The following is a 16826-nucleotide window of genomic DNA, read 5'->3' as shown; positions in this document are numbered from 1 at the left end:
TGGACGACTCGTGGAGGTCTCGAGCGATTACGTTGAGAAGCGAATCACTCTTTCGGCGACGCATGTCGATGGCCGTCGTATTGATCGGCGCCCTCGGCCTGCACGTTTGGGCCGCCTGTTGCCGCTCGCAAGCCCTGCTCGAGCACGACGAGTCGATCAGTCTGCTCGCCGCCGCGGGCAAGTCTCAAAAACTGAACGAGCTGGAGGCCGCTTCCAGGTCGATTGCAATTGTTCCGGCGACCGAGATCAAGCAATGGCTGACGCCGTCCGGCGCGAAGGCCACCGATGTTCGCTATTCGCTCGCCGCCCACGATCGGCATCCGCCGCTCTACTTTCTGACTCTTCACGCCCTCGAGCGGCTCGGCGTCGAATCGAGAACCTGGCTGCGCCTCGTCGGAACACTCGCGATCTTCCTCGCCGCATGGTTTGCCGCCCGGTACATCTGGCCGGACGCCTCCATCGGCCTTCAATGTCTCGCGCTCGTCTGGCTGGTCGCGTCGCCGGTCTCTTTGTGGATTGCGACGGAGCTGCGGCAATACGGCTTTGTCTATCTGGGCATCGTGATTTCAGTCGCGGCAATCATCCGCCATTGGCAGGCCGCGATCGGCTCACGCGAAACCATCTTCCTGCTCACCGCCGCGCCGGCCATTCTCCTCTGGTCGCAAGTCGCCTCGGTGATTTGGGTCGGCATCTGCCTCGTGCTCATCATCGCGCCGTGCTTTTCGAAGACGCCCGGCGCCGTGCGGCGAGTCGTCTGGTCGCTGACCATCTCGTTTGTCGTACTCTTGCCCCTTGGCATCAGGTGGCTTGCCTATCCGACGGGGCTCATGCTGGCCACGCCCATCCCGCTGAGCCAGCTTCCCGGCCGCTTGCTGGAGCCGCTCTTTCGGGCGATCGGCGCGGCATGGTTCAACCATCCGGGCCGGTTCGAGTTTACGCTCGTCCCATCGATTCTCGGCGCCCTGAGTTTCGCGACCCTCGTAGTCATGGGTCTGATGAGTCGAACAGTGGTTCACCGCCGCTTAACCGCCGCAGTCTTAGGATGGCTCGTGATCTGGTGTCTCCTCGTGGCCGTCGGCCGACTCCCGCCGCAGGCGCTGATGTCAAAGCAGCTTCTGGCGGTCATCGTGTGCATGTTTGCGGTTCTCGTCCGCGAGGCGCAGGCAGGGTGGAAGGATCGACGAGGTCGATTCGCCATCGCGTTCTTGTCGCTTTCACTCGCGACGCATCCGCTCGGAATCATTCAGCTCATTCACGGAAAGACCTCGCAAGCCTTACTGGTGGCCGAGTTGAACCATGCGGACGCACTGTTGGTGACTGCCCCGCAGCGAGGTCATTTTCTTCCGCTGGTCGACGCCCTAAGGCCCGACGCCACGATCATCGTGGGTGGCTCCGCCCGGCTCATTCAGGACTGGAAGAAAGTCGAGCCCGTTCTGCCGGCCGGCGGGCTCATTCTGGCGCACATTCGCTCGGGCAACAGCGGCGATGCCCTGGAGGAATTGCAATCGAGACTCAGCGAGGAATATGCCGAAGCGGCGACGCTTCGAGATGAAAAATCGAGGACTCTGACCGCCTACCGATACCGTCGGTCGGCGATGACGAAACCCTGAAAGAACGCAGCGATGGCCAAAGCAAGACAGATCGTCAAGCGCCGCAAGGCGGTGACCAACATCCGCAAGATCACCAAGACGATGCAGCTCATCGCCACCGCGCGATACCAGCAGGCCTACCAGCGCGCCACCGCCACCAAGCCCTACACCCAGAAAATCACCAAGCTCGTCGAAGAGCTCTCCGCCGCCGCCGCCGGCCAGGTCGATCACCCGCTGCTCAAAGAGAATCCCGACGCGCCCAAGGATGTGCTCCTGGTTCTCACCTCGAATCGCGGCCTCTGCGGCGGATACAACGCCGGCGTCGTCCGCAAGGCCCTCGCCCATCTGGATGTCGAAACCGACAAGCAGAACGAGTTGCACGTCGTCGGCAAAAAGGGCATCGCCTATTTCAAATTCATCAAGCGCCCGCTATCGCAGGCCATCACCACGATCGACGATCGCCCGCGTTTTGATCAGGTCGAGCCCCTGGCCGCCGAGTTCATGAGGCGCTTCGAGGCCGGCGAGATTCGAAGCGTCAACGTCGCCTACATGAGATTCATCTCGACGGGCCGTCAGGTCCCCGAAGTGATGCGGCTCCTGCCGCTCAGCAGCGACACCGTCGTTGCCGCCGATGCGACCGCCGCTCCGGCCGGCCCGGAGGTGCAGTACGAGTTTTCGCCTGAGCCGAAGGAGCTGCTCAAGGTTTTGCTTCCGCAGACCGTGAAAGTGCGGCTATATCAGTGTTTCACCGACATGGCGGTGAGCGAGCAGGTGGCGCGTATGGTGGCCATGAAGGCCGCGACCGACGCCGCCGGTGACATGATTAAGAATCTGTCGCGGCAGTTCAACCGCGCCCGGCAGTCTCAAATCACCATGGAGTTGCTGGATATTGTCGGTTGTGCCGAGGCCCTCAAGTAATTCACCCGGAGACGGAGACTTAGATAATGGTTGCAGCTGCGACGAAAAACATCGGAAAGATCACGCAAATCATCGGCTCAACCCTCGACGCCGAGTTCCCCGAAGACGCCATGCCGAACATCTACAACGCACTGACCTGCGAAGTCGAGCGCATCCTCGGCACGCGCAAGGTCAAAGAGACCCTGACCTGCGAGGTCGCCAGCCATCTCGGCGGCGGACGCATTCGCGCGGTCGCCCTCGGCAGCACCGATGGTCTTCGCCGCGGAATCGACATTATCGATCAGGGAAGCCCGGTCGCCGTGCCCGTCGGCATGGACACCCTCGGCCGCGTTTTTAACCTGCTCGGCGACCCCATCGACGGCCGCGGCCCCGTCGCGACCAAAGATCGTCGCCCCATCCACCATGAGCCGCCGGCCTTTGCCGAGCTGACCCCCAAGACCGAGCAGCTCGTCACCGGCATTAAGGTCATCGATCTTCTCGCCCCATTCGTCCGCGGTGGAAAGACCGGCCTCTTCGGCGGCGCCGGTCTTGGTAAGACCGTCATCATCCAGGAGATGATCGCCCGCATCGCCCGCGAGCACAGCGGTTATTCCGTCTTCGCCGGCGTCGGCGAGCGGACCCGCGAAGGCAACGACCTTTGGCTGGAAATGCAGGAGGCCGAGTTCAAGACCTCCTCAGGTCAGGTGAAGAAGGTCATCGAGCACACCGCGATGGTCTTCGGCCAGATGAACGAGCCGCCGGGCGCGCGTCTCCGCGTCGCCCTCTCGGCGCTGACCATGGCCGAGTACTTCCGCGACGAGTCCGGTGCCGACACCATGCTCTTCATCGATAACATCTTCCGCTTCAGTCAGGCTGGCTCGGAAGTGTCCGCTCTCCTCGGCCGCATGCCCAGCGCCGTCGGTTATCAGCCGACGCTCTCCACCGAGATGGGCGAGCTTCAGGAGCGGATCACCTCGACCAGTGGCGGCGCCGTCACGTCGGTACAGGCGGTCTACGTCCCTGCCGACGACTTGACCGACCCGGCCCCCGCGACGGCCTTTACCCACCTCGACGCGTTCATCGTGTTGGCCCGCTCGATTTCCGAAAAGGGCATTTACCCCGCGATCGATCCGCTGGCCTCTTCGAGCCGCATTCTCGACGCCCAGTTCATCGGCGAGCGCCATTACAACTGTGCCAAGCGCGTCCAGCAGATTCTCCAGCGCTACCGCGACCTGCAGGACATCATCGCCATTCTCGGTGTCGATGAACTGTCCCAGGAGGACAAGCTCCTCGTCGCCCGCGCACGAAAGATAGAGCGCTTCTTCAGCCAGCCGTTCTACGTGGCCGAGACCTTTACCGGTTTCGCCGGAAACTACACCCAACTCGACGACACCATCCGCAGCTTCGAGGAGATATGCGACGGCAAGCACGACGCCCTCCCCGAGCAGGCCTTTATGTACGTCGGCACCGTAGAAGAGGCGATTGACAAGGCGAAGAAGCTCCAGGGCTGATTCTCATTCTTCGATTGCTCTGGTCCAAAATAAAATCGCCGCGTCGACGTCACTCGTCGGCGCGGCGTTTCTTTGTGCGCCGGGCATGGCGCGATGACTTGGAGGTGTGAGTCCTCTGGGAGCCCCGGTTGCGGGGATCCCTGGCTGAACGGCAACTGCAACGTCGCGAGGCGTCGTGGGAAGGAAGCTGCAGGCAAAGCTTCGGCCCGAGGAACACGAAGCGCATACGAGGCGGTCGTTCGACGGACGAGCGGGCAAAGAGACGCGAAGTCCGAAGCATCACGAGCAGAGATGTGGGTGATGAGTCGTCAGAAATCAGCAGAGGCCGTAGTAGTGCCGTCGCACTGGCATGAAGGGCCGAACACAGGAAGCTGCACCGGACCGGACGTTCGATGTCAGACGAAGGCGCAGACAAGCAGGCTGGGATGCCTGGGCGATCCTGGAGAGCAGGCGACGAAATCGCCGAGGGTAAGGGGACCGCGCGTCAAGCAGACACGGCACGAATCGGGCAGACCGGGGACGAAGTTTCGACGCTCATGGACCATGTAGTGCGACGCGAGAACCTGCTTGCGGCGTACAGGCGTGCCGCGGCATCGGCGTGCAACGGATGTGGCCATTGGTGGAATGCCGGGGCCGAATGGAACCCGCCTACCCGATTGTCACTCGCGGCATGGATGGATCGGCTCCCGTTCCGCCGCCGTCTGACGGTTCGGATTGTTGTTCTCGTGGCAGGCAATGAAGGCGCATTTTCGATCGAGCTGAATGACGAGGACCGGATCGCCCACTCATCCGTTTTCATCAAACTGGAAATAACCGCCTTCGTCGGCTGCGATGTCAAAGCGATCTACGAGCTGCCGGATTGAAGGGGGGGCCGAAGAACTATTTCTTGGCGATGCTGAGCTGTGTCTTCGCGCGGGCGATGGCCTTCTGGCGGGCGACGACGGATGCCTCATCGTGGGCGGGAAGAGCCTCGGCGTCGGAGAGTGCCATATTTGCGTCACTTTGGCTGATGTTTTCGGCGAGTTCGGCTCGCTCGGTGAGGATGGTGACCTCATTGTTGAGCACCTGGGCGAAGCCGGCGTCGATGAAGACTTCCTTCATGTCGCCTTCGGTTGAATACACGCGGAGAACGCCCGTCCCTAGCTCGCAGAGCAAAGGGGCACGGCCGTTCAGAATGCCGATCAGACCGTCGTGAGCCGGAAAGACGACTGAATTCGCACTCGTGGACAGCACTTGCCGCTCGGGAGTGATGACCGAGCACTCGATGGGGCCTTTGGTTGCCATGGAGATTATTTAGCGGCGCCGCAGTGGAGCGTCAAGGACGCCGTCCGGAACAAGCCGGGTCGAATCGAGGAATGAAAAAATAAGGCCGCCAGTCGCGGGCTGTTTGGCCGCAGGACTCCTGTTTGCAGGATTCCTGCGAAATCGGGGGGCCCGCCGTGGCCCGGCCGATCTCAGGCGCCAGGAAGCCCGTGACTTGCAGATCCGTCTGCCTTCACGGCCTTGTCAGCGGGTATCGGCACTTTGTGGTTAAACTCTTCGGCGCGTTATTCAAGATCGCCGGCAGATCGGCAAGCGGATGCTTTTGGCGGTAAGGAATTGCTGTAAGCCACTGCCAATAAGTATGTTAAGGCCGTTGGAGGGCTTGTTCGTCCCTAACAGGTTCGCTTCAGCCGGGAGCCGCGTTTTCAATGTTGGCGAGGGCCGGCCCTTCGAAAACTTTTACCTCTGGCGTATCTGGCGATCGCTGCTATACTTACTGGCTTCTCCGCCGTGGGGGCGGAACTCCTCTGATCGGGTGTGGGACTGATCGCAGGAACAGATGGCCCCCAGCGCGCGGGCAGTCCCTTGGGCAATCAAACTCGTACAAGAACGGACTTGCCGTCTGGATGACGCTGCCCGCCTTATCGATACATCCCGCTTGCACGGATGCACATCAGGGTGGCAGTTGTTCCGCGCGCAAAGATCACGGTTCATATCGACGGCTCGACTTGGGGCATAGGTTGAAAGGTTCAACATGATCGTCACGAACACGATTCGTAATTTCGGGAAAGTCGGCGACGCGATGCCGATTCCCAACCTGATCGCGATTCAGGTGGACTCGTACAAGAGATTTCTTCAGGCGGAGATTCCGCCGGAGCAGCGCACGCCAACAGGCCTCGAGGGTCTGCTGCGCGAGGTATTCCCGATTACGAGCTACGACGAGAACATCCACCTCGAGTATTTGGACTATTCTCTGGGCAAGCCGCGCTACACGCCGGACGAGTGCCGCCAGCTTCGGCTGACCTACGGCATGCCGCTGCGCGTCCATGTCAAGCTGCATCGCCGCGACAAGGACGAGATGTTCGAGGATCGCATTTACCTCGGCGACATCCCGATCATGATCGGCGGCGGCGAATTCATCATTAACGGCGCCGAGCGCGTCATCGTCTCCCAGTTGCACCGCTCGCCTGGCGTCGACTTTATCAAGGAGACGCTTGAGGCCGATCGCCCGCTGCATGCCTGCCGCATCATTCCCGAGCGCGGCAGCTGGATCGAAATCAACATCACCCGCAAGGACGTGATGGCGGTTCGAATTGACCAGTCGAGCAAGATTCCGGCAACCTGTTTCCTGCGTGCGATGGATTCCAAGTACGGGACCGACGAGGCCATCATCAAGCTCTTCTACCAAACCAAGACGGTGCGGACGGGCAGCCTGAAGGCCGACATGTTCGTCGTCTCGGACGTCTGGCCGGATGACATGGCCGACGTGACGGAGCCGCTGGTTCGAGCCGGCTGTCAGATCGGTGACGCCCTTGGAAAGATCCAGGGCGGCAGCCTCAAGCAATTGGAGGTTGTCGAAAAGGTCGGCGACCCCCTCATCCTGAATACGCTCACCGAAGACAACTGCCATTCGCACGAGGACGCCCTCATGCGAATTTACAAGAGCCTGCGGCCGGGGAATCCGGCACAGCTCGACAAGGCGGTCAAGCTCTTCCACGAAAAGTTCTACGATCAGAACCGATACCGGCTCGGTCGCGTCGGCCGTTTCCGCATCAACCGGAAATTCGGCCTCGCACTGCCGACATCGCTCAATACGCTGACTGCGGCCGATTTCATTGCCTGCCTGCGCTACCTGCTTGACCTGCGAAGTCAGGAGCGCGTCGGCTTCTCGGTTCCGCAGCGTCTGCCGTTTGAGCTGTGCCTGCTGCGATGGACGCGCGAGCTTGGCGAGCAGCTCAATGGGTATCAGAGCAAGGGTCAACATGTAAAGGATCCCAAGGAGGGCGTGGTCCTCGGCCAGTTGGATTCCATCCGCGACGGACGAAAGAAGCTCCAGCCGTCCGACGTCGTCACCGAAATGGCCCGACAGCTTCGAAGCCTTTCAGATGCCCCGACTGAATGGATCCCGGTGGCTTCGCTGGACATGGAGAAAATGCGGGGTGTCCTGGGACGAACCAAGACCGACCGCGATTCCGAAGTCAACAAGCTTTCTCGCGATTTCATCGTGGCGACGATTCGCACGCGCGCTTCGCGCCTGCTGGAGGGCATTGATGCCTACCAGTCTCACGAGAAGCTGACGCATCCCGATTTGGCTCAGATCGACTTCCTGAATTACTATCTGCATCCCGGCGCCCTTTACACCTTTAGCGAGGCCGAATCCAAGAAAAAGTCGGAAGCAGCCGATGCCACGATTGAGGCCGAGTGGAAGGAGCTCTTCGGCGCAGGCTGCAAGCATGTCGCCTTTGACACCTTCGAGAATACCTCCGGCATTCTGACCAAGCACGGCCAGGCCGATCTACTTTCAGTCGGAAATGTTCATGAGTACGGCTGGCGATCCACGCGGGTCATCGTCCAGGAAGACGACATTGATCACCTGGGTAATCGCCGGTTGAGGACGATCGACGAACTGGCCTGCGATGAGATTCGCAAGGGCTTTTTGAAACTGCGACGGACCGTCCAGGAGCGCATGAGCATGCGCGATCCCGATCAGCTCGGAAAAATCGCCGAACTGATCAACTCCAAGGCGATTTCCGGCGCGATTGAGTTCTTCTTCGGCCGCGGTGAATTGTCACAGGTCGTCGATCAGACCAATCCGCTCAGCCAGCTCACGCACGAGCGCCGTTTGTCGGCCCTCGGTCCCGGCGGTCTGAACCGCAAGCGTGCCGGCTTTGAAGTGCGCGACGTGCACATCAGCCACTATGGACGCATCTGCCCGATCGAAACGCCGGAAGGCACGAACATCGGTCTGATTGCGTCGCTCAGCATTTACTCAACCGTCGACGAGTACGGCTTCCTCATCACGCCTTATCGCAAGGTGGACAAGGGCGGCTCCGTCAACGGCGGCTACGAGTTCCTTCGCGCGGATGAAGAGATGAAGACAGTTCTCGCGCCGCCTGAGGCCGTCGACCCTAAGACGAGCAAGGTGACCGGCGTTCACATCATGGCGCGCATCCGCGGCGATCTGGCGATGGTTGAGAACAAGGACATTGAGTACATCGACATCTCTCCGAAGCAGACCGTCGGTGTCTCCGCCTCCTTGATTCCGTTCCTCGAGCACGACGACGCCAACCGCGCATTGATGGGTTCCAACATGCAGCGGCAGGCCGTGCCGCTCCTGCTCACCGAGCCGCCGGTCGTTGCGACGGGCATGGAAAAGATCGTCGCCGGCAACAGCGGCATGGTCGTCCGCGCTGAGCGAGATGGAAAGGTCAGTTTCGTCGATGCTTCGCGCATCGTTCTTGATAATACGGATGAGTACATCCTTCGAAAGTTCCAAGGCCTGAACGAGCGAACCTGCCTCAATCAGACGCCGCTCGTCAAGCTCGGTGATAAGGTCAAGGCCGGCCAGAACATCGCGGACGGCCCGGCCTGCAAGGAGGGCGAGCTCGCCCTGGGTCGCAATGTGCTCGTCGCATTCATGACCTACGACGGTTACAACTTTGAGGACGCCATCCTCATTTCCGAGCGCCTGCTCCACAATGACACCTTCACCAGCATCCACATCGAGGAGCACGACATTGAGATCCGCGAGACCAAGCTCGGTCGCGAGGAGTTCACGCGGGATATTCCCAACGTCTCCGAACGGGCCCTGCGGAATCTTGACGAGGCCGGCGTCATCAGCGTCGGCACCGAGGTCAAGCCCGGCGACATTCTCGTTGGCAAGGTCTCGCCGAAGAGCAAGAGCGAACTCTCGCCGGAGGAAAAGCTGCTTCATGCGATCTTCGGCCGCGCCGGCGAAGACGTGAAAAACGACTCGCTCGAAGTGCCCGCCGGCATCTACGGAATCGTCATTGATACGAAGCGATTCAGTCGCCGCACTCAGATGACCGACGACCAGAAGAAGCAGCTTCAGAAGCGCATCAAAGATTTCAAGACTTCCTCCAACACTCGAACGATCGCCATCTTCGGCAAAATGATCGAGGAGATGGAGGCGATCACCGAGACGCCGATCGTCGACCCCAATACCAAGCAACTGGTCGGACGAAGCGAGATCCCCGACGTCGTCATGGAACAAATCGGCGAGCCGGGTAACTGGTCGTTCGATTTGAAGTGGATCAAACCCGCTTCGAAGCGTGATGAGTGCCAGGCGATCTACGATCGCTTCTGGCCGGTCATCGCCGAGCAGATCGAGGAGCGCGAGCGCAAGATCGCCCAGATCAAGCGCGGCGATGAGCTGCCTTCCGGCGTTCTTGAGATGGTGAAGGTCTACATCGCCACCAAGCGCCGCCTCTCCGTCGGCGACAAGATGGCCGGGCGACACGGTAACAAGGGCGTCATCGCCAAGATTCTCCCGGTCGAAGACATGCCGTTCCTTGAGGACGGTACGCCGGTCGACATCATGTTGAATCCGCTCGGCGTGCCTTCTCGTATGAACGTCGGCCAGATTCTCGAAACCCACCTCGCATGGGCCGCGAAGATTCTCGGGTTCCAGGCAGTGACGCCGGTCTTCGACGGCTGCAAGGAAGAGGAATTGCACAAGGCCGTCGCCGAGGCGAATGCGCGGGTCGAAGTACTCCAGAAGGATCAAACGGCGATTCAAAACGCCGCCAGGGACAACTTGCTTCTGGCAAAGATGCCCTACGGCGGAAAGGTGCGCCTGGCGGACGGCCGAACGGGCGAGGTCTTCGATCAGCCCGTGACGGTCGGCTACATCTACATGATGAAGCTGCACCACCTTGTCGACGACAAGATTCACGCCCGCGCGACAGGTCCCTACTCCCTCATCACGCAGCAGCCTCTGGGCGGCAAGGCCCGTACCGGCGGTCAGCGATTTGGAGAGATGGAAGTCTGGGGTCTCGAGGCTTACGGCGCAGCCTACATCCTTCAGGAACTCCTGACCGTCAAGAGCGACGACGTCGAGGGTCGCACGAAGATTTACGAGGCGATGGTCAAGGGCGAAAACACGCTTGAAGCCGGAACGCCTGTTTCGTTCGACGTGCTTTGCAATGAAATCCGCGGGCTGGGTATGAACATCCAGCTCGAGAAGGGCAAATTGATTTAGTGCGTCATTGCGCGGCCGGCAGGTGCGCCGATCCGAGGGCGCAATGCGGCGTGCAGTTAGTCGTGTCGCGGTGAAAGTCGAGGTGTTTTATGGACAACATCACGTGCGAAGTGGTTTCGAAAATGGACCTCGCCGAGTTGAAGGCCTTCTATGACGCTCAGGGATGCGTCATGCCGCAGGCCGTCGACAAGCTGTCCAGGATGATCGACAACTCGGCGTGCTTCGTGGTGGCCCGCGATCCTGACTCGCGTATCGTCGGCATCGCCCGAGGCGTGGCGGACGGTGTTCGAGGCTACCTGACCGAGTGCAAGCTTGATCCCGCTCGGCAGGGGCCGGGCGCCGTCACGCACATCGACGGTCGCATCGAACACGACCAGTACGGCATTGCCAAGCGGATGGCTGAAATGGTGCTTGCGGCCCTTTCCGAAATGGGCTGCGAGCGCGTCGACGCTGCCGCTTACGGCACCGAGGTGGATTTCTGCGAAGAGCTCGGCTTCAAGCGAGCGGCCGGTGTCGTGCCGATGTCGCTCGACATCCGATCGCTTCAGGCGGCTCGGCGGCCGGGCGTTCTGGCTGGGCAGGGGGCCACGGCATAGTCCGTCGGCGAAAAGCGCGGCGGCACAGACTTGGTATTTTCCCGTTCGCGATACGGCGAACGGTGTAAACGGTTTTCGAAGTATCGACCGGCCTGCGAGATGCAAGCCGGATACATCAGCGAGGATAGAGACACTCATGGCTGAAAGCATTTACGATCGCGTGAACGACTACGGGGCAGTGCGGATTTCGCTGGCATCGCCGAATGACATCCGCTCCTGGTCCTACGGCGAGGTCCGCAAGCCCGAAACGATCAACTACCGCACCTACCGCGCCGAGAAGGACGGCCTCTTCTGCGAGCGCATCTTCGGCCCGGAGCGCGACTGGGAGTGCTTCTGCGGTAAGTACAAAGGCACCAAGCATAAGGGCATGATCTGCGACCGTTGCGGCGTGAAAGTCACGCACAGTCGCGTGCGCCGAAAACGCATGGGTCATATCAACCTCGCCGCGCCCATCGTTCACATTTGGTTCTTCAAGGCCATGCCCTCGCGGCTTGGCGCCTTGCTCGACATGAAGACCTCGGACCTGGAGAAGGTCGTCTATTTCCAGGACTACGTCGTGACCGATCCCAAGGACACGCCGCTTAAGCCCTGCCAGATTCTCTCCGAGGAGGAATATCGCAGCGCCATCGAGAAGTACGGCGACAGCTTTGAGTCGCTGATCGGCGCCGAGGCGGTCAAGACGCTCCTGTCGCGCATCGACCTGCTGCGCCTGAGTGGAGAATTGCGTGAAGCGATCACCAACACCAACAGCAAGCAGAAGATCAAGGACCTCTCCAAGCGACTAAAGATCGTCGAAAGTCTGCGCGGCAGCACCAATGACCCCACCTGGATGGTCATGGATGTGATCCCGGTCATCCCGCCGGACCTGCGGCCACTCGTCCTTCTCGACAGCGGCAACTTCGCCACCAGCGATCTGAACGATCTCTATCGCCGCATCATCAACCGCAACAACCGCCTGAAGAAGCTGATCGACCTCAACGCCCCCGAGGTCATCATCCGCAACGAAAAGCGCATGCTCCAGCAGGCCGTCGACGCCCTCTTCGACAACGGCCGATGCCGCCGCCCGGTCCTCGGCTCGTCGAATCGCCCGCTCAAGAGTCTGACCGACATGATCAAGGGCAAGCAGGGTCGCTTCCGCGAAAACCTGCTCGGCAAGCGCGTCGATTACTCCGCGCGAAGCGTCATCGTCGTCGGTCCCGAGCTCAAGCTGCACCAGTGCGGCTTGCCCAAGAAGATCGCCCTTGAGCTCTATCAGCCTTTCATTATCCGCAAGCTCAAGGAGCGCGGTTTCGCCGACACCATCAAGAGCGCCAAGAAGATGCTCGAACGGCGCGACCAGGAAATCTGGGACATCCTCGAAGAAGTCATCTACCAGCATCCGGTGCTTCTGAATCGCGCGCCGACGCTCCACCGCATGGGTATTCAGGCCTTTGAACCCGTCCTCGTGGAAGGCAACGCCATCAAGATTCACCCGCTGGTCTGCAAGGGCTTCAACGCCGACTTCGACGGCGACCAGATGGCCGTCCACCTGCCGCTTTCGATCGAGGCCCAGGTAGAGGCCCACACCTTGATGATGTCGACCAACAACATCTTCAGCCCGGCGAGCGGCTCCCCGATCATGTCGCCGAGCCAGGACATCGTCATGGGCATCTTCTACCTGACTTGCGACCACGCCCACGGCGCGCTGGACGAGCCCAAGCGATCCTTCTCGACTGCCGCCGAGGCGATGCTGGCTCACGAATTGCACAGCATCGGGATCCACGAGCCGATTCGCGTTCGCATCGCCCAGAGCAAGGTGGTAACCGGCCAAAAGAAGCGACCCACGGCCGCGCCTGCCAACGGCCTGATCGCCACCACGGTCGGTCGCCTGATCTTCAATGACATTCTTCCCCCGGAAATGCCCTTCTATAACTACCCTCTCAGCCAGAAGGGCGCAGCTCGCGTGATCGCGGACTGCCATACCCTGCTGGGCCGAGCCGAGACGATCGACCTCCTCGATCGCATCAAGGAGATCGGCTTCAAGCGAAGTACCCTTGCAGGTCTGTCGTTCGGCCTGACTGACATGCGCATTCCCGAGCGAAAGAAGGGCATCATCGACGAGGCTCAGAAGAAGGTGGATCGCATCACCCGCGCCTTCCAGGGCGGTGCGATTACGGACATGGAGCGCTACAACGCCCTGATCGACATCTGGGTCCACGTTCGTGAAGGCGTGACCGATGCCATGATGCTCGAGCTGAAGAGCGACTATCGCGATGCCGAAATGCGCTACACCCAGCCGGGCCAGCCGGGCGCGACCAAGTATCTGAACCCGATCTATCTGATGACCGATTCCGGCGCTCGCGGAAGCGTCGATCAGATCCGGCAGCTCGCCGGTATGCGAGCCCTCATGGCCAAGCCCTCGGGCGAGATCATTGAGACGCCGATCAAGGCGAATTTCCGCGAAGGTCTGAGCGTGCTTGAGTACTTCAGCTCGACCCACGGTGCGCGAAAGGGTCTTGCGGATACCGCCCTCAAGACCGCCGACTCGGGCTATCTGACTCGCAAGCTCGCCGACGTCGCCCAGAACGTCATCATCACCGACCGCGACTGCGGCACGATCGCCGGTATTACCAAGGGCGTGCTCTACAAGGGCGAGGAAGTGGATATCTCCCTCTCCGAGTCGATCAAGGGCCGCATCGCACGCGACACGATTCGTCACCCGGTCACCGACGAGATCATCGTCAAGGAAAACTCCATCATCACCGAGGACATCGCCCGGCGCATCGAAAGTCCGCCGGCCGAAGGTGGTCTCGGTCTTGAGACCATTCGTGTCCGCAGCCCGCTCACCTGCGAAAGCGCCTTGGGCGTGTGTTCACTGTGTTACGGCGTGGACATGTCCAACGGTCGAATCGTCGAGGACGGTATGGCCGTCGGCATCATCGCGGCCCAGTCGATCGGCGAGCCCGGCACCCAGTTGACCATGCGTACCTTCCACACCGGAGGTGTCGCCAGCCGTGCCGTCATTGAAAGCGAAATCAAGTGCATCAACGGCGGAAAGATAAAGTACCACGACCTCAACGCCGTCAAGTTTGAAGACCCTGAAACAAATGAGTCGTCGCTCGTCGTGCTCAAGCGCAACGGCGAACTGTCCATCAACGACGACAAGGATCGCGAACTCGAGCGGTACAAGATTCCTTACGGTGGTCGCGTCCTCGTCGCCGATGGCGATATCGTCAAGGCACGCACCGTCGTCTGCATGTGGGACCCGCATCTGACGCCGATTCTGGCCGAGGCGGCCGGTTCCATCCGCTTCCAGGATATTGTCGAAGGAGAGACCGTTCGTCTCGAGAGCGAGGGCAAGGCGTCCAAGTACGTGGTCGTCGAGCATCGCGGAGACAAGAATCCGCAGATTATTATCGAAGACAAGAACGGCAAGATCATTGAGTACCATTACCTCCCGGCCAAGGCCCGTATTGAGGTCACCGAGGGCCAGCCGGTGAAGGCTGGTTGGCTGCTCGCACGTCGCCCGCGCGAACTCGCGGGTACGCAGGACATTACCGGTGGTCTGCCGCGCGTCACGGAAATCTTCGAGGCTCGCAAGCCGAAGGAGCCCGCCGTCATGGCGGAGATCTCCGGCACCGTCGAGATTCGTTCCGATCGCCGCCGCGGCAAGATGACGATTGTCGTTCACCCCGACAGCAAGGACCTGGAGCCGCGCGAGCATCATGTCCCGCAGGACAAGCACCTCCTCGTTCACGCGACCGATCGCGTGGAGGCGGGTGATCCGCTTTGCGACGGGCCGCTGGTCCCGCACGACATCCTCGCCATCAAGGGAGAAGAATCGCTTTACACCTATCTCCTCCATGAGGTACAGGCGGTCTATCGATCGCAAAACGTCGGTATCAACGACAAGCACATCGAGATCATCATCAACCAGATGCTCCGCAAGGTGAAAGTCGATCAGCCCGGCGATTCCGATCTGCTGCCCGGAGAAGTCTGCGACAAGTTCCGCTTCCGCTTCGAGAACGATCGCCTGTCGAAGAGCCTGCGTATTTCCGATCCCGGCGACTCCAAGTACACCGAAGGCCAGGTTGTCCTCAAGGAGGAACTCAGCGCGACCAATGATGAGCTGGAAGAGGCCGGAAAGGCGCCTGCCAAGGGCAAGAGGCCCAAGCCTGCCACGGGCGCATCGGTCCTTCTTGGAATCACCAAGGCGGCCTTGCAGTGCGAGTCCTTCCTGTCGGCGGCCAGCTTCCAGGAGACGACCAAGGTTCTGACCGAGGCTGCGTTGAGTAGCGCCGTCGACCGGCTCGTCGGCCTGAAGGAAAACGTCATTCTCGGCCACCTGATTCCGGCCGGCACGGGCTTTAGGGGGTATCAGAGCTTTACGATCAATCATTTGGGTGAGCCCATTTACGAAGAGCCGACCGAGGTGCGTATGCCGGAGATCGCCGGACAGCCCGATCAGGAGGCCCTGGAGGAGCTTCGCCGCGCGACGGATGGCGGTTCGGAGTCAAGTATGGAGGGGTCTGCTGACTCGGTAGAGCAGGCGGCCTCCAAGGCGACGATGACCCTGGAGCCCCCGGCGGAGAATGAGCCGTCCGTCTCGTGAGGTTGACGCTGCTGGTCACCGCCTTTTACAATCTGGGATTCTTTGCCCGGCCCCGCGGGGTCGGTCGGTAACAGGATATTTGAGGTTTGAATGCCAACGATTAATCAGCTTTGCTCGAAACCGCGGCGGAACGAATTGCGGAAATCAAAGTCAAAGGACTTGGATGTCTGTCCGCAGAAACGCGGAGTCTGTCTCATCGTCAAGACGATGACGCCGAAGAAGCCGAACTCCGCTCTACGAAAGGTCGCCCGCGTTCGATTGTCCAACGGTCGCGAAGTCACGGCCTATATTCCGGGCATCGGTCACAATTTGCAGGAGCACTCAATTGTGCTCATCCGCGGCGGTCGTGTGCGCGATCTGCCGGGCATTCGATACCACATCGTTCGCGGTGTATTGGACTGCGCCAGCGTCGAAGATCAGGACAAGTTCGGCGTCCGTCGCGGCAAGAGCCGCAGCAAGTACGGTACGAAGCGTAAGAAGGCATAGTCGCCTTTATTTTTTCTTGTCTCGTCGGCCGGCAATGTGTCCGGTCGAGTATGGGGAGTGGTGCCATAAATGCACCCTCGATCGTATCGGTCATCTGGCCGATGCCCCAGAACATGAGAGGATCATCAGATGGCGTTTAAGAAGTGGACCAAGTCGGCCGAACAGCTTCGGCCCGACCCCAGGCACGGCAGCCGGATGGCGGCCAAGTTCATCAACTGCATGATGTGGAACGGTAAGAAGACCGTCGCCCAGCACATTTTCTACGACGCGCTCGAATTGATCGCGAAGAAGATTCCCGACGTACCGCCGATCGAGGTGTTCGAGCGTGCAGTGGACAACGTTCGCCCCAACATTCAGATTCGCAGCAAGCGCGTCGGCGGCAGCAACTATCAGGTGCCCATGGCCGTCAATTCCCGGCGAAGTCAGTCGCTGGCCATCCGCTGGATTCTCGACGCCTCCCGCGCCAAGAAGGGCAGGCCGATGCACATGCGATTGGCCTCCGAGCTGATGGATGCCTACAACCGACAGGGTGCCGCCATGACGGCCCGGGACAACGTCCACCGCATGGCCGACGCCAACAAGGCCTTCGCCCACTTTGCCTGGTAGCTTTCGGGCGACGGATTCAAACAGTCAAAAGAGCCCATGGATTCCGCTCCATGGGCTTTTTTCATG

Annotated in this window: 10 protein-coding genes; 9 read left to right on the top strand and 1 reads right to left on the bottom strand. The window is 60.6% G+C overall.

What is annotated here, in order from left to right; all coding sequences use genetic code 11:
* Positions 1-32 precede the first annotated feature (32 nt).
* From HS101_16370 to HS101_16355, 4 genes are all read left to right on the top strand, one after another.
* On the top strand, positions 33-1610 hold the full coding sequence (locus HS101_16370) for a hypothetical protein (GenBank protein MBE7507843.1): 1578 nt from the start codon (positions 33-35) through the stop codon (positions 1608-1610).
* A 12-nt stretch (positions 1611-1622) separates the two neighbouring features.
* Positions 1623-2507 (top strand): ATP synthase F1 subunit gamma, encoded by an 885-nt coding sequence (gene atpG / locus HS101_16365; protein MBE7507842.1) that lies wholly within the window; start codon positions 1623-1625, stop codon positions 2505-2507.
* Positions 2508-2533: 26 nt separating this feature from the next.
* Positions 2534-3997, top strand: a complete 1464-nt coding sequence (gene atpD, locus HS101_16360) for a F0F1 ATP synthase subunit beta (protein MBE7507841.1) — start codon at positions 2534-2536, stop codon at positions 3995-3997.
* A gap of 536 nt (positions 3998-4533) precedes the next feature.
* Positions 4534-4860, top strand: a complete 327-nt coding sequence (locus HS101_16355) for a hypothetical protein (protein MBE7507840.1) — start codon at positions 4534-4536, stop codon at positions 4858-4860.
* A gap of 16 nt (positions 4861-4876) precedes the next feature.
* On the opposite strand, the gene atpC is transcribed toward HS101_16355, so the two are convergent.
* Complete coding sequence (gene atpC, locus HS101_16350) at positions 4877-5281, bottom strand: ATP synthase F1 subunit epsilon (GenBank protein ID MBE7507839.1); 405 nt, start codon at positions 5279-5281, stop codon at positions 4877-4879.
* A gap of 781 nt (positions 5282-6062) precedes the next feature.
* Here atpC and rpoB point away from each other — a divergent pair.
* The 5 genes from rpoB (at position 6063) to rpsG (ending at position 16760) form a co-directional block, all read left to right on the top strand.
* The gene (gene rpoB, locus HS101_16345; protein ID MBE7507838.1) at positions 6063-10481 is read left to right on the top strand and encodes a DNA-directed RNA polymerase subunit beta; all 4419 of its coding nucleotides are present in this window, start codon (positions 6063-6065) and stop codon (positions 10479-10481) included.
* Positions 10482-10570: 89 nt separating this feature from the next.
* Positions 10571-11077, top strand: coding sequence for a hypothetical protein (locus HS101_16340; GenBank protein MBE7507837.1), 507 nt, complete (start codon positions 10571-10573; stop codon positions 11075-11077).
* Positions 11078-11213: 136 nt separating this feature from the next.
* Positions 11214-15668: a DNA-directed RNA polymerase subunit beta' gene (gene rpoC, locus HS101_16335; GenBank protein ID MBE7507836.1), complete on the top strand. Its 4455-nt coding sequence runs from the start codon at positions 11214-11216 to the stop codon at positions 15666-15668.
* A 90-nt stretch (positions 15669-15758) separates the two neighbouring features.
* Positions 15759-16154, top strand: coding sequence for a 30S ribosomal protein S12 (locus tag HS101_16330; GenBank protein MBE7507835.1), 396 nt, complete (start codon positions 15759-15761; stop codon positions 16152-16154).
* Positions 16155-16283: 129 nt separating this feature from the next.
* A complete protein-coding gene (gene rpsG, locus HS101_16325; GenBank protein ID MBE7507834.1) occupies positions 16284-16760 on the top strand; it encodes a 30S ribosomal protein S7 in 477 nt (158 codons plus the stop codon).
* The last annotated feature ends 66 nt before the right edge of the window (positions 16761-16826 follow it).

The organism is Planctomycetia bacterium, assembly GCA_015075745.1.
Taxonomy (GTDB): Bacteria; Planctomycetota; Phycisphaerae; order UBA1845; family UTPLA1; genus UTPLA1.
This window is presented reverse-complemented; position numbering and strand designations above follow the sequence as displayed.